The sequence below is a fragment of the Paraburkholderia sp. genome, assembly GCF_047605525.1.
Classification (GTDB): domain Bacteria; phylum Pseudomonadota; class Gammaproteobacteria; order Burkholderiales; family Burkholderiaceae; genus Paraburkholderia.
This window is the reverse complement of the sequence record NZ_JASGFN010000003.1, coordinates 116,639-137,410: the sequence shown is the minus strand read 5'-3', so window position 1 is coordinate 137,410 and position 20,772 is coordinate 116,639. Positions and strand designations below refer to the sequence as shown.

At 62.1% G+C, this 20,772-nt stretch carries 14 protein-coding genes; 8 read left to right on the top strand and 6 right to left on the bottom strand.

From position 1 onward, the window contains the following. Positions 1-172: 172 nt before the first annotated feature. On the bottom strand, positions 173-3,325 hold the full coding sequence (locus QM685_RS05005; RefSeq protein WP_415113348.1) for an autotransporter domain-containing protein: 3,153 nt from the start codon (positions 3,323-3,325) through the stop codon (positions 173-175). Between the two features lie 572 nt (positions 3,326-3,897). On the opposite strand from QM685_RS05005, the gene QM685_RS05000 reads away from it, so the two are divergent. The 6 genes from QM685_RS05000 to QM685_RS04975 are packed head-to-tail and all read left to right on the top strand — an operon-like array spanning position 3,898 to position 11,814. Further along, positions 3,898-5,385 carry a basic amino acid/polyamine antiporter gene (locus QM685_RS05000; protein ID WP_415113346.1) on the top strand — a complete coding sequence of 496 codons (1,488 nt, stop codon included), beginning with the start codon at positions 3,898-3,900 and terminating at the stop codon, positions 5,383-5,385. 58 nt (positions 5,386-5,443) lie between these two features. Further along, positions 5,444-7,780, top strand: a complete 2,337-nt coding sequence (gene speC / locus QM685_RS04995) for an ornithine decarboxylase (RefSeq protein ID WP_415113343.1) — start codon at positions 5,444-5,446, stop codon at positions 7,778-7,780. Positions 7,781-7,800: 20 nt separating this feature from the next. Then, positions 7,801-9,024, top strand: coding sequence for an arginine deiminase (locus QM685_RS04990; protein WP_415113341.1), 1,224 nt, complete (start codon positions 7,801-7,803; stop codon positions 9,022-9,024). A gap of 32 nt (positions 9,025-9,056) precedes the next feature. After that, a complete protein-coding gene (locus QM685_RS04985) occupies positions 9,057-10,061 on the top strand; it encodes an ornithine carbamoyltransferase (RefSeq protein ID WP_415113982.1) in 1,005 nt (334 codons plus the stop codon). Between the two features lie 11 nt (positions 10,062-10,072). After that, on the top strand, positions 10,073-11,089 hold the full coding sequence (gene arcC, locus QM685_RS04980; protein WP_415113339.1) for a carbamate kinase: 1,017 nt from the start codon (positions 10,073-10,075) through the stop codon (positions 11,087-11,089). Further along, on the top strand, positions 11,086-11,814 hold the full coding sequence (locus tag QM685_RS04975; protein WP_415113337.1) for a Crp/Fnr family transcriptional regulator: 729 nt from the start codon (positions 11,086-11,088) through the stop codon (positions 11,812-11,814). Before arcC ends, QM685_RS04975 begins: the two co-directional genes overlap by 4 nt. A 71-nt stretch (positions 11,815-11,885) precedes the next feature. Here QM685_RS04975 and QM685_RS04970 read toward each other — a convergent pair whose 3' ends face one another. The 5 genes from QM685_RS04970 to QM685_RS04950 all read right to left on the bottom strand — a co-directional run bounded on the left by QM685_RS04970 (position 11,886) and on the right by QM685_RS04950 (position 18,288). Next, on the bottom strand, positions 11,886-13,193 hold the full coding sequence (locus QM685_RS04970) for an NRAMP family divalent metal transporter (protein WP_415113335.1): 1,308 nt from the start codon (positions 13,191-13,193) through the stop codon (positions 11,886-11,888). A gap of 168 nt (positions 13,194-13,361) precedes the next feature. Further along, positions 13,362-14,456, bottom strand: a complete 1,095-nt coding sequence (locus QM685_RS04965) for a PAS domain S-box protein (protein WP_415113333.1) — start codon at positions 14,454-14,456, stop codon at positions 13,362-13,364. 415 nt (positions 14,457-14,871) lie between these two features. Beyond that, on the bottom strand, positions 14,872-15,948 hold the full coding sequence (locus tag QM685_RS04960) for a LacI family DNA-binding transcriptional regulator (RefSeq protein ID WP_415113331.1): 1,077 nt from the start codon (positions 15,946-15,948) through the stop codon (positions 14,872-14,874). An 81-nt stretch (positions 15,949-16,029) separates the two neighbouring features. Then, positions 16,030-17,226: a hypothetical protein gene (locus tag QM685_RS04955; protein WP_415113329.1), complete on the bottom strand. Its 1,197-nt coding sequence runs from the start codon at positions 17,224-17,226 to the stop codon at positions 16,030-16,032. Between the two features lie 147 nt (positions 17,227-17,373). Then, complete coding sequence (locus QM685_RS04950; RefSeq protein WP_415113327.1) at positions 17,374-18,288, bottom strand: LysR substrate-binding domain-containing protein; 915 nt, start codon at positions 18,286-18,288, stop codon at positions 17,374-17,376. Positions 18,289-18,543: 255 nt separating this feature from the next. Here QM685_RS04950 and QM685_RS04945 point away from each other — a divergent pair, with 255 nt between their 5' ends. Together QM685_RS04945 and QM685_RS04940 are read left to right on the top strand one after the other, a co-directional pair. Continuing rightward, positions 18,544-19,848 (top strand): ABC transporter substrate-binding protein, encoded by a 1,305-nt coding sequence (locus QM685_RS04945; protein ID WP_415113325.1) that lies wholly within the window; start codon positions 18,544-18,546, stop codon positions 19,846-19,848. A 23-nt stretch (positions 19,849-19,871) separates the two neighbouring features. Continuing rightward, positions 19,872-20,768: a carbohydrate ABC transporter permease gene (locus QM685_RS04940; RefSeq protein ID WP_415113323.1), complete on the top strand. Its 897-nt coding sequence runs from the start codon at positions 19,872-19,874 to the stop codon at positions 20,766-20,768. Positions 20,769-20,772 lie beyond the last annotated feature (4 nt).

The window sequence follows — 20,772 nt, the reverse complement described above, 5'->3', positions numbered from 1 at the left end:
GGTTGCGGTTCTTCTTCGCTGCCGCCTTACCGTGTGAGATGGCCAGGTCCTTGCTTAAAGAGACCTCTCCTTTTGGTTCGATATCCAGCAACGCTCACCGTGCACATGAATCACGCGATACGCCGGCAGAGCGATCGTGTCGAGAGATAAGAAAACCGAAGCTTCCTGGAGCTCAAAACCGCAGCGATACCCGAACCAGAAATTCGTGATTGCGGGTGTGATCGCTCATGCCGAACGTTCCCTGATACGTCAGCCCCGTGGTCAATCCTGACGGCAACTGGAGGTCGACTCCCACGGCAGTCGTCAACTGGTTCTCACTCAGTCCGAGCACGGTGACGGCGTAAGAGTTGTCGTCCGTATCCGCGTAGCCCAGCCGCGCGGTGCTCGTTCCGGTCAGGGCGTGGCTGTATTCGATCCGGCCGCGCAATCTGATCGCCGCCCATGACGTGGGAATGCCGTACTCGCCTCGAAGACCGGCCACGCCGGAAACATTGTTGAGGCGCTGATCGGCATACGCGAGGTTGAACGCCCCCGCATCAGTTTCCGCGTAATGCCGGAGCAGCGTCGACGAGAATTGCACGCGCGCATACGGTGCGACCAGCGCGGCGCCCGAGCGCAGTTCATAGCCCGAAGTCAGCGCGCCAAAGACCTGATCCCCCGCACGGCTGCCGTTGGCGAACGCGCCGGTTTCGGTCACGTAACGCCGGCTGTCGAAGTTGAGGTGGCTGTAGCCCAGCAGGCCGTCCACATAGACAGGGCCCGGATGGAAGCTTCCGTAGAAAGCCGCGCTGAAAGCCTCGCCCTTGCTTTGCGTCCCGGAGCTTCCAACGTCGCTGACGTCGCGCCCATAGCCAACCCCAAAACCCGCAACGAACGACGGCAGGAAACGGTAGTCGGCGCCCGCGCTCAGTCCGACGAGCGTGTGGCTAAGGTGAATGGCATCCTGATCCGAAGTGCCGAAATTCACGAAGCCGCCGGTCCAGACGGCGAGATCACCGCTTGCGAGCCACTGCGGCTGCGTTGGTCCGTCATTGGCTGTTCTGGCCTGCTGGGTGGCCTCGTGCGCGGCGGTCGAATCGCCTGTCGAGATGCCGGACGGCATCGCGGATGCCTGCGTGCCAGACTGGGCGGCACGTGTCTGCGGCAATCCGACATGGACGTCGAAAAGGCTGTCGTGACGGGTGCGCTCGCTGTGCAACTGCTCGAGGCGCTCATTGAAATTGCCGATCTGTGCATTGGCGAATTGCTCGGCGCTCTGCGCCTGCGCGTTGAGCAGGCCAATCACCTCGGCGTCCTTGCTCGGATCCGGGCGCGTCGTGACCTGCAGCGTCACCGTGGCGGGCGTGGACGTGCCCCAGCTATTGGTCAGCGTATAGCGGATCAGCACTGCGCCGCTCGCCTGCGTGGCAGCGGTGAAAGTCAGCGTATAGCCGCTGCCGTTGGTACTGATTTTCGCGGTCCCCTGGGACGCAGCCGGCTCGCTCACGAGCGAGGAGCCGGAAAACGGGCCGCCGGTCGCGCCCTCGCTCAGGTTCACCGAAACCGTCTGACCCGCATAGAGCGCGGCGGTGTGATCCTCGGCGACCGGTACGCTGCCGGATACCGTGATGTTGACCGTCGCGCTCGAACTCCCCGACGCGTTTGTCGCGCTGTACGTAAAACTGTCCGCGCCGGTGTAGCCGGTACTCGGCGTATAGGTAATCGACGTGCCCGACACCGCCGCGACGCCATGCCGGGCGGCCGAAACGATCGCAACCGACGTCGCCGCGCCGCCCGCGACGTTCAGCGTGATCGCGTTGTTCGTGCTGTTTTCGGCGACGGTCGCGCTCACGTTCGAAGCAACCGGTGTCAGCGGCGCAACGTAAAGCGTGTAGTTCACGGCTCCGGTGACGTGGTTCGCATCCGTCGCGGTCACGGCGACGGTGAAATTCCCCGAAGCCGTCGGCGTGCCGGAAATCGTCCCGCTGGACGAGGAGATCGACAGGCCTGCCGGCAGGCCTGTCGCCGCATACGTATAGGGCGAGGTTCCGCCCGTGACCGCCACGGACTGACTGTACGCGGCATTGACAGCGCCGCTCGCCAGCGCGCCGGCCGAAGGCGTGAACACGAGAGTCGGCGAGCTTACCGTGATCGTCACGGTCGCGGCCGCGGAGGTGCCCGTACCGTTGGTTGCCGTGTACGTGAACGAGTCGCTGCCCGAGTAGCCGGAAATCGGCGTATAGGTGATCGACGTGCCGGACGCCGTCGCGGTCCCGTGCGACGCCGCCGAAGCCACCGCCACCGACGTGGCCGTGCCGCCCGACAGGTTGAGCGTGATCGCGTTCGCGCTGCTGTTCGCCGCGACTGTCGCCGATACCGCGCCCGCCACCGGTGCCGGTTCGGTGACGGTGATCGTGTACGCGGCTGTACCCGTCACGCCGTCTGCGTCCGTCGCATTCACCGTGATGTTGTAGGTGCCCGCCGATGTCGGCGTCCAGGCGACCGTCGCCGAGTTGGTCGTTACCGAACCGGCTGCGTTGCCCGTCGTGCTGAGCGACATGGTATAGGGCGCCAGACCGTTCGATACCGTGATGGTCCGGCTGTACGCGGTGCCAACGGTGCCGGCGGGCAACGCGCCTGCCGCGGGCGAGAACGCCAGTGTGGGCGCTGTGACCGTAATCGTCACGGTCGCGGCCGATGAAGTACCAGTGGAGTTCGTTGCGGTGTAGGTGAAGCTGTCGGTGCCCGAATATCCCGAGGCGGGGGTGTAAGTGATCGACGTACCGCTTGCCGTCGCCGTGCCGTGCGACGCGGCCGAAGCGACGGCAACCGAGGTCGCTGTGCCGCCGGTGATATTCAGGGTGATCGCGTTAGACGAACTGTTTGCGGCCACCGTCGCGGTCGCATTGCCGGCGACAGGTGCCGCCGCCGCGGTATTCGTACACGAGTAAACAACGTTGCCGATATTGCCGTTCGTAGTCGAAACGAACAGGTTCAAACCGCTCGACGAAAGGTTGCCCGCGGGAACCGTGACCGACTGGCTGCCGGCCGTCGTGTGATCCGAAGCGTAAAACACGAGGTACGGGGAGTACGCCGCGGTCTCGACAAGTACGTGGTCTGAAGTCGGTTCGAAGCCACTGGTATCCAGGCCGTCGTTGTAGAAACTCACGGTCAGCGTATCGCCGGCGTCAAAATCCGCTGCGGGAAATGTCGAATGGGTGGACGTCGTACTCAATGCGTTCACCTGGGTACAACCCGTCGAAAGCGCGAATGCGACCGTGCTGCCCAGAATGCCCTGCAAGGCGAGCAGCACGGTTGCGAAAAGAACTTGCAGACGCCACCGCATACCCACGTGCCGCGCGCGTTTATTCGCTGCGCATACCTTGCAATCCTGACCGATCATTTTATCTTCTGATAGTGCCTGTTTTCATCCGTAGCGCGCTTTGTCGCGCCGCTCATCACAGGCAATATCGACCAGATTCAAGGAATTCTTAAGGCTAACTGGCCACTTTCAAGCGATCTGAGCTATACCAGATTCGCCTTGGAGGTCCGGCACGCTCTGAACCCTCAACCGCGCAAACGTTTTCGTGTTGTAGTCGCTACGGTGTCAGCCTCCGCGACACGGGCAGCCTGATGAAAACGTGAGGTGGGGGTGACCATCCCATTACAGCTCGCCGGGATTCATGACGCTTTCCACAAACGCTATCGACGTCAATTGGTCGGTGTCGGTGGAGACGCATCGGATTGCGGGCGGTCCGCACGCGGCTTGATGCAGATCAATCGGGTCGAGTCGAAGTCTTCTATTCTCAATTGCGATAACCGGTCAGGTGCGGGGCTTCAAGGCCGGCAGTCACCATTCCAATCAGAAATTCACCGTGTCGCGCGGTCGCGCACCCGCCCGGCAACAGGAGAGAAACAATGGATCAGCCGCACGGCGTTATGAGCGGTGCTCAAGCGCAGCCTTCTGGCGCTTCGCAGGCCAGCAGCCGGAAGTTGGGCCTGCCGCTGCTCACGGGGGTCGTCATTGCTTCGATGATCGGCGGGGGCGCATTCAACCTGCCGCAGAACATGGCGCAAGGCGCGGGGCTTGCCGCAGTCGTCATCGCGTGGGTCATCACGCTGATCGGCATGTTCTTTCTGTCGAATACGTTTCGCACGCTGGCCGACAAACGGCCGGACCTGAAGGCCGGCATCTACTCGTATGCGAAGGAAGGCTTCGGTTCGCTGGCCGGTTTCGAAATGGCATGGGGATACTGGCTGTCGGCCGCGTTCGGCAACGTCGCGTTCGCAGTGCTGTTCATGCAGACCGTTGGCTATTTTTTCCCGATCTTCAAGAGCGGCAATAACTGGCCGTCGATCGTCGGTGCGTCGCTGCTGATCTGGGTGATGAATTTCGTCGTGCTGTCCGGCGTGAAGCGGGCCGCGATCCTGAACGTGATTTCGAGCGTGCTGAATATCGGCACCATTGCGGTTGCCCTCTGCGCGATGGCGGTGGCGATCAAAGGCGGCATGTTCTCGTACGACTTCTGGGGGCAGCAGCAACATCTGGGCAGCCTGCTCGGCCAGGTCAAGAGCACGATGCTCGTCACGCTATGGGTTTTCATCGGTATCGAGGGTGCGGTCGTCGTTTCGGACCGCGCGAGCAGGACATCGCAAGTGGGTGTCGCAACCTTTCTCGGTCTGCTCGTCTGCACGGTGCTGTACTTCCTGTTGTCCGCGTTGCCTTTCGGCGTGATGCACCAGGCGCAGCTCGCGGGGCTCGCTTCGCCGTCGGCCGCTTATGTGCTGAAAGCGGCGGTCGGCGATTGGGGCGCGGTCTTCATTTCGGTGGCGCTGATGTTGTCGCTGCTGAGCTGCTGGCTTGCATGGACGATTCTGGTCGCCGAGTTGCCGTACGAAGGCGCGAAGGATGGCGTATTTCCCAGGTTTCTGGCGCGCGAAAACCGCCACCACGCCGCCGCGCCGTCGCTGTGGATCTCCAGCGCAACGATGCAGCTCGCGGTGTTCGTCGTGCTCTTTGCTCATGACGCATGGAACTGGCTGATCTCGATCACCGGCGTCATGATCCTGCCGCCTTACCTCGCCAGTACGGCGTTCCTGTGGCGCTATGCGTCGCAATCAAAGTACGAGGCGAGCTCGGGCGAAACCGTTCGCGAGTCGATCTGGACTGGCGTGCTGGGGACGGTCTATGCGGTCTGGCTGCTTTACGCGGCCGGCCCGCAGTTCATTCTGATGTCGACCATTCTCTTTGCGATCGGATTCCCCGTGTTCTGGTGGGCCCGGCGCGAGCACGCACCCACCGAGCCGGTTTTTACTCGCCGGGAAACCGTCGTCGCCGTGATTCTGGCCGCGGTCGCGATTGCCGCGCTGGTGCTGTTCGTCCGCGGCACGGTCAAGCTGAGCTGAACCGTTCGGCGCGAGCGCCGAACCCTGTTCCATTCCGGTATTTTCGTCAGGAATCACTATGCTATACGACCAGATGTTTGGTTTCCTGTTTTGTTGTGCAATGCCGCTGCCGCCGACACTGCCGTCTTCGCGGCTGCAGCGCGTCGTCGACGAACTCGGCCGCCTCGGCTACGGCACGACGATCACCACCGAACCCGCCGAGGCCTCTTCCGCGATCCGCAGCGACGCGTCGGTGGGATGCATCGTTGTCGAATGGTCGCTGACCGAACCGGAAAGCGACGTCGAGTCGTTTGTCCGGTTCGTGCGCGAGCGCGGCCTGGATGTGCCGGTCTTCATTCTGGTGGAGCGCCATCTGCTGGAGGAAATTCCGGTGGCGGTGCTCGGTCAGGTGACGGGCTACATCTTCATCGAAGAAGACACGCCGGAATTCGTTGCGCGCAATCTGGTGAGTCATTTGCACAGCTATGCCGATTCGCTCAAGACGCCTTTCTTCGGCGCGATGGTGGACTACGCGGAGCAGGCCAACCAGATGTGGACCTGTCCGGGCCACAACGGCGGTGTGTTTTATCAGAAGAGCCCGATTGGCCGCGCGTTCGTCAAGCATCTGGGCGAAGCGGTATTCCGCAACGACCTGGATAACTCGGTTGTCGAGCTCGGCGATCTGCTCGTGCATGAAGGCCCGGCACTGGCGGCGCAAAAGGCCGCCGCGCGCATCTTCGGCGCGGAGCGGACCTATTTCGTACTCAACGGCACGTCGACGTCAAACAAGATCGCGTTGACCGCCCTGGTGGCGCCGGGCGACCTCGTGCTGTTCGACCGCAATAACCACAAGGCCGCCCATCACGGCGCGCTGCTGCTGGGCGGCGGTATTCCCATCTACCTCCCCACCACGCGCAACGCATACGGGATGATCGGGCCGATCGATTTCGACGCGCTCGACGAAGGGAGCATTCGCGACAGCATCCGGCATAACCCGTTGATCGAGGATTCGCACGCCTGGCAGCGCGAACGGCCGTTCCGTGTCGCGGTTATCGAACAATGCACCTACGACGGCACGATCTACGACGCGCAAATGCTTATCGAGAAGATCGGACCGTTGTGCGAATACATCCTGTTCGACGAAGCGTGGGCCGGATTCATGAAGTTCCACCCGCTATTCAAAGGTCACTTCGCGATGGGTCTCGAAGGACTGGATGCGTCCGCACCCGGCATTATCGCCACGCAATCGACGCACAAGCAGCTGGCGGGTTTTTCGCAGGCATCGCAGATTCACGTCAAGGATGCGCATCTGGATGGGCAGCGCAGACAGGTGAGCCACCGGCGCTTCAATGAAATGTTCATGCAGCACGCGTCGACTTCGCCGTTCTACCCGCTGTTCGCATCGCTCGACGTTGGTGCGCAGATGATGCGGGGCCGTTCCGGTGAAGTGCTGTGGGACGACACCATTCGGCTCGGCATCGAGATGCGCAAGAAGATTCGCGCGCTGCGCCGCGAGTACGAAACCACGGAAACCGATCCGGCGCGGCAATGGTTCTTCGATCCGTTCGTGCCGGACGTGATCCAGGTCGAGAACCGGACCGAGCGCTGGGAAGATGTGCCGACCGACCGGCTGGCCGCGAGCGCGGATTGCTGGGAACTGCTCCCAGGGCAGAAATGGCACGGTTTCGGCTCGCTTGCGGCGGGTTATGCGATGACCGACCCGAACAAGCTGACGCTGCTCACGCCCGGTTTTGATCGCAGCACAGGCGAATACGCGGAGCACGGCATTCCGGCGGCGGTGCTCGCCGAATTTCTGCGGGAAGTGCGGATCGTGCCCGAGAAGAACGATCTGAACAGCATTCTGTTTCTATTGACGCCCGGGCTGGAATCGTCGAAAGCGGGCACGCTGCTTTCCGCGCTGGTGCGTTTCAAGCAACTGCACGATGACAACGCGCTGCTCGACGACGTCATCCCATCCTTTGTCGCAGCACATCGCAGGCGTTACGCGGGTGTCCGGCTGCGTGACCTCTGCGCGCAGATGCACGGCTTCTATCGCGAGCATGACGTCAGCCGTTTGCAGCGGGAGCAGTTTCGCGTGGCGCATTTCCCGCGGGCTGCCATGCTGCCGCGGGACGCCATGCACGAACTCGTGCGCAATAACGTCGAGCTATTACCGATCGGGCAGATCGGCGGCCGGATCGCGGCTACGCTCGCACTGGTCTATCCGCCCGGCATCGGTGTGATCGTGCCGGGCGAACGGTACGACGAAAAGGCGTCGCCGATGCTCGACTACTTCCGGATGTTCGAGGACGGCGGCAACCGCTTTCCCGGCTTCGAAAACGAGATTCAGGGCATCTATCGCAACACGGAAAGCGATGGAAGCACGCGGCTTTATACCTACGTCGTAATCGAGTAATCCACTTTCAAGAGGTAGTGATGATTTCAGGCGTTCATTCGGAGGCCGGCCGGTTGCGCACGGTCATGGTTTGCAGTCCCGGCCTCGCGCACCGGCGCTTGACGCCCGCGAACCGCGAAGCGTTGCTGTTCGACGATGTGATCTGGGTCGACAGGGCAATCGAGGATCACAAGGTATTCACCAGTGTGCTGCGCGAACGGGACGTCGAGGTGCTGGAATTCCATCATCTGCTAGCTGAGACGTGTCTGAACCCGGCCGCACGCGACTGGATTCTGGACCGGCGCATCGTCGAGGAAGAAGTCGGGACGGGGATGCTGCGCGAATTGCGGCTGTGGCTCGAAGAAATGCCCGCGCAGCAACTGGCTGACGTGCTGATCGGCGGCGTGGCGAAGGCCGAACTGCCATTCGACGCCCGCGGGCTGTTCGGTGGCTATCTCGAGCGCTCGGACTTTGTGATCCAGCCGCTCGTCAATCTGATATTCCAGCGTGATCCGAGCGCGTGGGTGTATGGCGGCGTCACGCTGCATCCAATGTTCTGGCCCGCGCGCCGGAAAGAAACCTTGCTCCTCGCCGCCGTGTATGCCTTTCACCCGCGCTTTGCCGGCAAGGTCAAGACATGGTGGGGCGGCGCCGACCAGAGCTATGGCGTCGAGACGCTCGAAGGCGGCGACGTGATGCCGATTGGTGGCGGCGTCGTGCTGATCGGGATGGGGGAGCGTTCGAGTCCGCAGGCGGTCACGCAGGTTGCGCGCGCCCTGTTTGCCGGTAACGGCGCCAAAAGAGTGATCGCCTGCCAGTTGCCGAAAGCGCGCTCGTCCATGCATCTCGACACCGTGTTCTCGTTTATCGACGTCGACTTTGTCAGCATTTATCCGGACGTCGCCGATGCCATCCGGTGCACCAGCCTCTATCCGGGAGACGAGCTCGGCGAAATCCGCTACGAACGTCACGAAGAGAAATTCCTTGCCGTCGTGGCGAAGGCATTGGGTGTGGGTTCGCTGCGGGTATTGACCACCGGGGGCGATACCTATGAAACCGAACGCGAGCAATGGGACGACGGCAACAACGTGCTGGTGCTCGATCGCCGGGTGGTGCTCGCCTATGACCGCAATACCTACACCAACCGGAAGATGCGCCAGGCCGGGGTCGAAGTCATCGAGATTCCCGGTGGCGAACTTGGACGAGGCAGGGGTGGCACCCACTGTCTGAGCTGCCCGATCGAGCGGGATGCCATACCTGTCTGACGCGCCCCCGAAAAGACCGACCAACGGAAATCATCATGTTCAACGTACATAACCGCAGCTACCTCACGCTGATCGAATACACACCGCGCCAGATCCGCTACCTGCTCGATCTGTCGAGAGATCTGAAACGGGCGAAATATGCCGGCACGGAAACGCCTCGCCTGAACGGCAAGAATATCGCGCTGATTTTCGAAAAGACGTCGACGCGCACCCGTTGCGCATTTGAAGTCGCCGCGCACGATCAGGGCGCCCACGTCACCTATATCGATCCGACAGGTTCGCAGATCGGACATAAGGAATCCATGAAGGATACGGCCCGCGTGCTGGGCCGCATGTACGACGCGATCGAATACCGGGGATACGGGCAGGAGATCGTCGGGGAACTCGCGAAGTATGCAGGCGTGCCGGTCTACAACGGTCTGACCGACGAATTCCATCCGACGCAGATGCTGGCCGACGTGCTGACGATGCACGAACACAGCGACAAGCCTTTGCATCAGATCAGTTATTGCTATATCGGCGACGCACACAACAACACCGGCAATTCGCTGATGGTCGTGGGCACGAAGCTCGGCATGGATGTGCGCTTGTGCGCGCCGCGCCGTCTGTGGCCGCGCGACGAACTGATCGAACAGTGCCGCGCCATCGCGGCCACCACCGGCGCACGTCTCACGCTCACCGAAAAACCCGGCGAAGCGGTGAAGGGCGCGGATTTCATCTATACGGATGTATGGGTGTCGATGGGCGAGCCGTTCGAGAAATGGGGCGAGCGGATCAACGAGCTGTTGCCGTACCAGGTCAATGCGGCGCTGCTGGCCGCGACTGGCAATCCTCGTGTGAAATTCATGCACTGCCTGCCGGCGTTTCATGATGCGCATACCGAGGTCGGCAAGCAGATCGCGGAGCAGTACGGACTGACCAACGGCGTCGAGGTAACGGACGAAGTGTTCGAATCCGAGGCGTCGATCGTCTTCGATCAGGCCGAAAACCGGCTGCATACCATCAAGGCGATCCTGGTCGCCACGTTGACCGGATAAAGGGGAGACTCATGCGCATCGTCGTTGCTCTCGGCGGGAACGCATTGCTCAAACGCGGTGAAGCGGTCAGTGCCGACGCGCAGCAGCGCAACGTACAAACCGCGGCGGCACAACTGGCGGCGCTGGCCGGCTCGAACGACCTCGTGATCGTGCATGGCAACGGCCCGCAGGTGGGCCTGCTGGCAGTGCAAAGCGAGAATACGCCGCGTGCCGCGCGCTTTCCGCTCGATGTCCTGGACGCGGAAACCGAAGGGATGATCGGCTATATGATCGAACTGGAGTTGCGTAACCGGCTGCCCGCGGAGCGCGCTTGTGCGACATTGCTGACCATGGTGGAAGTGGACGCGACCGATCCGGCCTTCGACCACCCGGACAAGCCGATCGGCTCGATACTCACGCAAAGCGCCGCGGCGACGGCTGCCCGCGAGACCGGCTGGACGGTCGCACCGGATGGCGCCGGGTGGCGGCGCGTCGTGCCCAGTCCGAAGCCGTTGCGTTTTCTCGAGATCCAGCCGGTGCGTACGTTGCTCGCGGAAAACGTGATCGTGATTTGCGCGGGCGGCGGCGGCATTCCCGTCGTCGTCGAGCCGGGCGGCGGTTATCGCGGCGTCGAAACGGTAGTCGACAAGGACCGCAGCGCCGCCTTGCTGGCGCGCGAAATCGAGGCCGATCTGTTCGTGATCGCAACCGACGTGAGCGGCGTTTATCTCGACTGGGGCACGCCGGCTGCGAGGCCGATACGCCGCGCCAGTCCCGAGGCACTCGAATCGATGGGTTTTGCCGCCGGGTCGATGGGGCCGAAGGTGGAAGCCGCCTGCGAGTTTGCGAGGCGCACCGGACGCCGTGCCGTGATCGGCGCGTTAGCCGATATCGGGCAACTGGTTGCCGGGACGGCGGGCACGTCGATCACGCGTGACCAGGCGGCGATCGAGGCGGGTGAGCCTGCCGGCGTGGGAGCGCGCCAACAAGGCCAACAAGGCCAACATGATGAGTCGGGTACACGGTTGTCTGCAAAAAATTCGCTATGAAAGAAGAGCTATCCGAGACGCCGCGCTTCCGGCCGTCGATTTATGCCGCGCCATTTCGCAAGGACGGCGACGGCACCGAGGTGGAACTGTTGTCGAAATCCGAACAGGATGCGCTGATCGCCGTGTCGCAGCTCGTGAGTGTCCGGCGGCACACCGTGCTCTATCCGGAAGGCGGAGAGGCGCGTTTCGTGTACAACGTTGTGAGCGGCGTGGCGGAAACCTATCAATTGCTGGCGAACGGCGAGAAGCGGATCACCGCATTCCTGTTTCCGCGCGACCTGATGGGGCTCAGCGAAAATGGTGCTTACGTCGCCACCGCGCAGTCGTTGACGCCGGTGACGGCGTTCCGGATTCCAGTCGATGCCCTCGAGGCTATTCTCGAGCGCGATCCCAGCCTTGATATCGGTCTGCTCTGCAAGCTGTGTCATGAACTGCGGCGCTCGCAGCATCACGCGATCACAGTCAGCAAGAATGATGCACCGGCGCGTCTCGCCAGTTTCCTGCTATGGATCGAACACGCCTACGCGCCGCCTGGGCGAATCGTCGGAGAACTGACGTTACCGATGGCCCGGCATGATATTGCCGACTACGTGGGACTGTCGGTCGAATCCGTCAGCCGCGCGCTGCAGGTGCTCGAAGCGCAAGGCATGATTCGCCGCAAGGGACCACGCTTCATCGCCGTGCTCGATGCCGCGAAGCTGCGCAGGCTGGCGGGCCACGCGTAGTGATATGGGGGGCTCCCGTCGCGCGGCCACCGCTCGGCGGCAGGCGCAGGCGAGTTATCCGCTCAGAACGCTCAGAACGACATGGCCAGCATGGCCAGTGCAATCACCAGCATGACAATCGTCGCGAGCCAGCCCAGCCCGCGCAGCCATCCCCGGACGATGAACCGCCCCATGATGTCGGCTCTGGAAACGATCAGCATCATCACGAACATCACCGGTACGGCGACGATGCCGTTGAGTACGGCGCTCCAGTACAGGGCCTTGATCGGATTGATCGAGGTGAAATTGACGATCATGCCGATCAGCGTGGCGATAGCAATCGTTGCATAAAAGGCTTTGGCTTCCTGCACCTTGCGGGTAAAGCCGACAGGCCAGTCGCGCGCTTCGCCGATCGCATACGCGGCAGACCCCGCGAGCACCGGGACAGACAGCAGTCCGGTGCCGACGATCCCGGTTGTGAAGAAAAGCGCGGCAAATGAGCCGGCGATGGGCCGCAACGCCTGAGCGGCTTGCGACGAGGTCTGAATGTCGAGTGTGCCATGGGCGTTGAGGGTGGCGGCGGTCGTCGCCAGGATGGCCAATGCGACGAGGTTCGAGAGTCCCATGCCGATCACCGTATCGATCTCGATACGGTGCAATGCAGCGCCCCCTTGCTCGGGTGCATCGAGCAGATCCACACGGCGCGGATGCGCCCGCATGTCTTCGACCTCTTCCTCGGACTGCCAGAAGAACAGATAAGGGCTGATTGTGGTGCCGAACACGGCGACCACGGCGGTCAGATAGTTCGACGTCCAGTTGATCCGTGGAAAAAAGAGGCAACCGGCGAGCTGGGCCCAGTTCACATGCGTCACGGCCAGTACGGCGAAATACGCGAACAGCGACAGCGTGAACCACTTCAGCACGGCGACATAGCGCGTGTACTGCAACAACAGCTGCATGCAGATGCACACCGTCGAAAAGAACAGCACATACAGCCATTTCGGACCGGGCAGCAAAAGCGCCATCGCATCGGCCATTGCGCCGAGGTCGGCTCCCAGATTGATGATGTTGGCGATCAGCAGCAGCACGACGACCCATTGCAGCAGCCAGTTCGGATAGTACCGCCGCAACACGCCGGCAATCCCGTGGCCGGTGGTGCGGCCGACCCGGGCGCTGATCATCTGGATCGCGACCATCAGCGGATAGCTGAACAGGAGAGTCCACGACAGGCCGTAGCCGAATGCCGCGCCGACCTGGCTGTAGGTGGCGATGCCGCTCGGGTCGTCGTCCGAGGCGCCGGTGATGAGCCCTGGGCCGAGCACGCCGAGCAGTCGCGGCTTGGATGGGCCGACGACGGGATCAGGTCCAATGGGATCAGGCGCTTGCGGCAGGTTGTTCATGTGGCTCTCGGCGGGTGCGCAAACGGGCCGGTGGTGTCATCACGAGAAGCTGTCCGCCACATGCGAATCGCACCGCGTGGGCCGGTTTCCGGGGTCCCATGGTGCTGGGCAGCACACATTGCACCGAACGACTGTAGCTGTCGGATAACGGTCTACGACTGATCTGAATCAATCGTGGCGAATGGACTTCTGAGCGTCGTGAGGGCCGGCGGCGTCGAGTGGAATGCTGATCGCAATACGAAAGCCGCTGCCGGGCGTCGTGTCGATTGACAGCGTGCCGTTCAGGCGATGCACGCGCTCGGCCATTCCCAGCAAGCCGAACGACATGTGTTCCGACAAGGCGCCTTGCGCCGCGCCCCGGCCGTTATCGGTGATGTGCAATACACAGGCTTCGCCTTGCCTGCCGAGCTCGATGGTCACCTTGTCCGCGTGTGCGTGGCGGGCCACGTTGGTCAGCGCTTCCTGGATCATATGGAAGACGGCCGCTTCGGCTGCCTCGTCCAATGTCACGTGTGCCGTCCGGATGCTGGCGTCAACGACGATCGCATAGCGCCGTGCGAAATCGTCGATGAGCCATTCGAGTGCGGAGGCAAAACCCAGCGTCTCCAGTGCGATCGGCCGCAGTCCCGTTGCGATCCGCCGCAATGACGCCACGGTGCCGTCGATCAGGCGGTTCATGTCTTCGATGTGTGACGGAATGCGCGTGATCTTCTGGCCGCCGTGGAGGTCGTTTTCCAGTTCGGCGAGGGCCATCTTGAGCGCGGTGAGCTGCTGCCCGAGATCGTCATGAAGTTCACGCGCGATACGGGCCTGCTCCTCTTCGCGCGCGACCTGGATATTCGCGGTCAACCGGCTGATGTTCTCGAGTTCAGCGAGGCGCTTGCGCTCGGTCAGATCCTGGGTGACCTTGGCGAAGCCGCGCAGGGTGCCGGATTCGTCGCGGATCGCGGTGATGACGACGTTGGCCCAGAACGTCGAACCGTCCTTGCGGCGGCGCCAGCCTTCACTTTCGGCCCGGCCGTTGGCCGCTGCATGCATGAGCATGGTTTCGGGCTCGCTCACAGCGAGGTCCGCCTGCGTGTGAAAGATAGAAACAGGCTGACCGATGATTTCGTCAGCATCGTAACCTTTCATCTTCTGTGCACCGGCATTCCAGGTCACGACGCGGCCCGATGGGTCGAGCATGAAGATCGCATAGTCGTCGACCGCATCGACGAGCAGCCGGAAGCTTTCATCTGTCGGCAAGGATGCGGGCGGCGTCATAGAGCGTGCACAACAGTGGCCTTGTCCTTCATCTTCTTCTCGGGATGATGAGAAGCGGGATTGGCGTGGGAGTGAATGCCAGTTTCGTCGAGACTTGCGCGCGGGTGGCGATGGCGAAAGGCGCACAGCTGCAAACCGGCGGTTTCTTCGGGCCGATTATCGTTGGATGCAACCTGAAGCAACACTGATCCGAATCAAAATCAACCCTTTGAAAACGAGGGCTATTGATGAGTCTGGAAGAGGGACGGGTGTTCCCGCACGCAACGCATCGGTGTTGGAAAACGAGTCAATCCCGTGTGTCGGACCGTCTGCGTCAACGGCCGACGGCAGTTTGCGGTCGCTCGCCTGGTGCGTCAGGCGGGGCTTGCCGCTGAAGAGCGCTCGGCAAGGCGACCATCGCCGGCAGGGACTTTTATCAGGCCGCCTTCAAACGTGCCGACGTTCGCCTGATCAACACGCCCGGCACGAGAATCGTGCGGGACTTGATGTTGGGCCGGGCGAGCCGCTCGCTCAGTAGACGAACGGCCTGAGCCGCGAGTTCTTCAACCTGCTGGTGGACGGTAGTCAACTGATAGGCCGGTCGCGATGCTTCTGCAACGTCGTCAAAGCCGACAATTGAAATGTCGTCGGGCACCGCGAGTTCGAGATCGAACCGGCATGCGTCGAGAGCGCCGAGCGCGAGCTGGTCATTCGCGCAAAAGACCGCCTCGATTTCATCTTTCGACTTCGCGACATGGTCGAGGATGGCCGCGCGCCCTCCGTTATAAGAAAAGTCGGAGACGATCGTGACGATGTCCGTTACGCCCAGTTCGCGCAACCGACCGACGAAGCCGCTCACCCGTTCCTCACTCACCGGCGCGCCGTGAGGCCCGCCGATGCAGACGAAGCGCCGGTGTCTCGCGCGATGGAGCGCATCCGCGATCTGTCGCGTTGCGGCGAGATTGTCGGTGGCGACGCAATCCACGCCGTCCAGCGTCATACACCGGTTCATGAACACGACGGGGACGCCATGCTGCCGGAAATTCGCGATGTCCTCCTGACTCATCGTCGCGCAAGCGATCAGGCCATCGAGCGGAAACTCCAGCGCATCATGCAACGCCGCATGGACCGCGTCGTCGCCGTCGACGGCAATCAGCAGCAGCTTCACGCCCTGCATCGAGAGCGCCTCGCCGAGTGCATAGACGAGTTCCGGGTTGTAACGCAGCGTATAGCGCGTGACGATGACGCCGACCACATTCGAGCGCCCGAGAATGAGCGAGCGCGCCAGCGCATTTGGCCGATAGCCGAGCTTCGCGGCAATGGCCAGCACGTGCGCGCGCGTATCGGGCGAAATCGGACTGTCCGGTTGGAAACACCGCGAAACCGTCGACTGCGAGACGCCGGCCGCAATCGCGACATCATAGGAAGTCGCGCGCTGTGCAACCGGTTTTGACTCTGACGGTTCGCTCGATCGATTGGGGCGGCGTTTCGCCGTGGAGGTCGGCACAGCCATGCGGGGCAGGGGGGTGGAGAATCAGCGGGAGAGCCGTAATTCTAAACGATCCGCCGTTGCCGGCGGCGGACCGGCGGCTCTCTACCGCGCATCGATGAGCGCCGCGGCGGCCTGGCGTGTCTCGAACGGCAGCAGCCGCAGCGGCGCGACATAGCCGTTGTGGTCGATGCCGAAGCCGGCCTTCGCAGCCGCTGCGACGATTTCCGGTGCCCAGGTGATGGCTTTCTTCTGGTCGCCTGCACTCATGACGGCAATCAGCAATGACGCTTCGCCAGTCGCGCGGATCGAACGCCACGTATTCGCGGGCGCCGAAAAGAGCTCCTGCCGTTCGACCTTGATCGTGACTTCCTTGTCTTCGTCGTTCAAGGCGATCTCGGCAGTCCCTTCGAACACGATCAGCACCTGCTTGACGTCGAGCATGTACCGGCCTACCTGTTCGCCAGCTGCTATGCGCAACCACTCGATCGAAAATCCATGAGGATTGGCGACCGCGGGTTCCTGGTCGCGATCCTGCGTCATGCCAAAACCGATCACCGGCGCCATCTCGCTGTGATGGCCCGGCAGCACGCTGTCCAGCAGCGCGCGCGATGACCATCTGCGATCGTCGACCTTCACCAGCCGCTTGCGCATTTCGTCGGGCGAGTAGTGACGCAGGCTTTCGGCAGTCGCGGTATCGATGGGCTCCAGCAGTGCGTCGGCGTCCGGCTTCGGCGCGCCGGCGGCGGTGTCCACCAGAACGGACTCCTTCGTCAGATACAGACCGTGTTGCGCCGCCTGTTCGAGGATCGATGGATGCCAGATCAGGCCGCCGGTTTCGTCGCCGCCGAGCGCCGAAAAGATCCAGCCGTCGTCGTCGCCGACGTTGCTGAAACCCCGGAAGATCCATGTTGGCACGCTCAGTACGTCACCCGGTTCTCCGATCACGGTGCCTTCGTCACCGTTTGCGCCCCAGCGAAAAAGCCACTTGCCCTTGAAGATCATGAAGACCTCAGCCGTGTAATGAACATGCAGATTGTTCACGACGCCCGGCGGCATGGCCGCCACGCCGAGACTGAAGCCGTGCGGCTCACGCAGATTCACCACCTGATCGGCGCTTTGCGTGACGCCCGGCCCGATTAGCGAATAGTTCTCTTTGAGGTCGGAGCCCTTCATCTTGCAGTCGATGAACGCAATCTTGCACGGAATCATCTCCGATCTCCTGATCAGCCGGCGATGTGCCTCTTCGCTCGTCAGGATGGTCTCGGAATGCTGGCTCGTGGGGGCGGTGCGGGTCGTCACTTTCATCTCCATGAAAAAAAGCGTGCAGTCGCCGGGCAGCGTGCTGTGATCGTCACTTTCGCCCAGTTTATGCATTCGAATGCATAGGATAGTGGATCCCGTCGTCAAAAGACAGCGCGAATTAAAAAAATCGGATTAGCTAGCCGGCTAGAGTGCGCTCGAATGTGCGTAGTCGCGGGCTTTCGCGACAGCGATGTCGATGAAATTCATCAGCGCGGGATTGGTGTCGCCGGTTCGCCATGTGAGGTCGAGCACGGCGCTTACGGGTTTGCGGAGTTCGAGGTGACGGAACACCACGCCGGGAAAACGCATGTGCCGCGCGGACGCCGGCACGATCGCCACGCCGATCCGGCTCGACACCAGCGCGACCACCGTATAGAGCTGAGTCGCATCCTGGGCAATCTTCGGCGTCACGCCGGCTCGTTGCAGGATGTCGGAGACGATCTGATGGAAATAATACGCGTGCTGCCGGCTGAACAGGATCATCGGCTCGGCTGCAAGCGCGCCGACTGGCACGCGCTCGACGCGAGCGAGCGCGTGATGTTCCGGCACGGCAAGCATCATGGGCTCGCTGAGCAGCATGCGGCTCGTCAATTCGTCCGTGTCGTTGCCGATGGGCCGCACGAAACCCACGTCCATTTCGCCGGCAAGAATGGCTTCGCGCTGCATCGCGCTTACGCCTTCGCGCAGATCGAGCCGCACGTCGGGATGGCGCTGGCGGAATGCACCGATGCATTCAGGCAGGACTTTCGGCAGGGAGCCCGAGATGAATGCAATTCCGAGGCGCCCGCGCTCGCCCCGGCCGGCGAGCTTCGCATGCTCGACTACTACGTCGGCTTGGGCGAGCAGCCGCCGCGCGCCCGCCAGCAGTTCGACGCCGGCGCGGGTGAGCTGCAGCGGCCGCTTGCCACGGATGAAGAGCGGCGTATCGAGGTCCGCTTCGAGTTGCATGATCTGCTGGCTGAGCGGTGGCTGGGTGATATGCAGGCGCGTCGCGGCACGTCCGAAATTCAGTTCCTCGGCGAGGGCGACGAAGTAGCGCATCTGGCGCAAGTCGATCATGTTTCATTCCTTAAACATATGAAACTGAAACAAATAATATATTAGACAGAACAAATTGTTTGCGGCAAATTTGCCCCATATCAAACGCGGCATCCGGCGAGAGCGCGATGTCATAGAACAAACGACGCCGCAGGCGCATAGACAGGTCCATCGAAGCGTTTTTTCCGCTGCGATCACCGGAGGTAGACAACCATGTATGGCCGTATCGCACGCGCTGCGGTTTGCGCGTTTCTCATTCCCGCATGCCATCTGACGATGGCCGCAGAACCCCCTGCTTCAGCAAGCGTCGCTGCGGGCGCGACACTGCCTTATGGACTGAAAGCCGGCAAGCCGTACGACGGTCAGACGATCAAGGTGATGGCCGTCAACACACCGCAGTTCGTCGCGCTGCAAATGCGCACCCAGCAATTCACCGACGAGACGGGCATCACCGTCAAATGGCTGTTCGTGCCATTCAAGGCGTTGCAGGAAAAGGTCACGAGCGTGGGCGTCGCGGCGAACGGCAACGTCGACATCGTCAACTATCTCGATCAGTGGGGCGCATCCTACGCGCACTGGCTGGAGCCACTGGATCCTCTCATCAGGCGCGACCGCTTCGATCTGGACGACTATCCGCCCGCGTTTCTGCGCTCCGTGAGCGCGAACGGCAAGCTCTACGGCATGCCGGTACGCAGCAACGTGCAGATGTTCCTGTATCGCAAGGATATTTTCGATGCCCTGCATCTGAAGACGCCGCGCACCTGGCAGGACGTGATCGATGCGGGTCCGAAGATCCGCGCCGCCTATCCGGGCGTTGCACCGCTTGCCTGCTACTACGGTGCGGACGGCAATCGCCAGAATCTTTTCATGTGGGCTGACTTCGTGCGCGGCGCCGGCGGCCACATTCTCGACGACAAGGGCTATCCGGCCTGGACGTCGCCCGAGGCGATGAAGGCGACGCGCGAATATATCGAGCTCTACTCGAAGCACAACCTGTGCGGCCCGGGGGCCACGTCGAACGTGGAGCAGGACGCACGTATTGCATTCCAGCAGGGCCGTGCCGCCATGCTGCCGATCTGGCAGTGGGCGTACGCCGCGGTGACCAATCCGAAAGATTCGACGCTCAAGCCCGAACAGGTGAATTTCGCGCCGATGCCCGCCTACCGGGCGGGCGACCCGCCGACCACCGTGGTCAACACGATGCCGATGTCGATCTCGATGTACTCGAAGCATAAGGAAGCGTCGTGGGAATACCTGAAGTGGCTGGCTAATCCCGACCTCGACAAACGCAATGCGATCGAGCGCAACGTGAACGGCTATGCGGTGCGCAACAACGTGGTGAACCGCTGGTCGAGTCTGAAGGACCCGCAAGTCAATGCAGCCAATTCGCAGGTTCAGCTCGCCGAGTTCGACGCATTGCGAGGCAAGGCGGCGCCCATGCCGGAGGTCGTCTATTGGCCCGAGGTGGCTGATCTGGCTTCGGTGGCGATCAACCTGGCCGTGTCGGGCGGCGACGTCGACACGCTGATGAAAGACGCTAGTGAACGTGCGCACCGCGTGGTCCAGCGTGAATTGCGCTAGGCATCTTTTCGGGAGAATGGTTCATGTCTGAACGACTTGCCAAGTATGGAATGGTGGCGCCGGGGATCGTGATTGTCCTGGGCACAGCCCTTTACCCACTCGTCACCACTTTTTATCTGAGCTTCCGCAACTGGAATCTGGGACGCGCGAACGAATCCAGATCGCTTTGGGCGCCCTCGGACGGCTGGTCCCAGATCGGCTATCTGTTCGAAAACTACACACGCGCGCTGACCGATCCGTCGATGTGGAATTCGGCGTGGGTGACGCTCAGGTTCACGGTCGCCTCCACGCTGCTGACGATCGGCTTTGCGCTCGCGATTGCGGTGTTGCTGTTTCGCGGCGGTATCGTACGGGCCGCGCTGCGCTCGATACTGATCCTGCCGTTCGCGATGAGCCCAGCGCTGATCGGCGCATTGTGGCGGTTCATGGCCAATGCCGATTTCGGACTCGCCGGAGCGATCAGCCGCGCGCTCCATCTGCACGACTTCGACATGCTCGGCAGTCCGACCGCGGCGTTCTGGCTGGTGCTGTCGAGCGACGTGTGGCATTGGACGCCGTACTTCGCGCTGATCTTCATCGGTGCGCTCGCGTCCGTGCCAAAGGAAACCCAGGAGGCCGCGGAGATCGACGGTGCGGGCCCGCTGCGGGTGTTCTTCACGATTACCCTGCCGCAACTGGTGCCGGTACTGGCGGTCGCGATGGTGCTCAAAGCGATTTTCGCACTCAAGGTATTCGACCAGATCGTGATGATCACCAACGGCGGTCCGGGACAGGCCACGCAAACGCTGACCCACTTCATCTATTTTCAGGGCTTCAAGTACCTGAACATGGGGTACGCGTCCGCGCTCGGCTGGTTGCTCGTGATCCCGATGATGCTGCTGACAGTGCTGTACGTACGACTTACCCAGCGTGGCAAATAAGGAG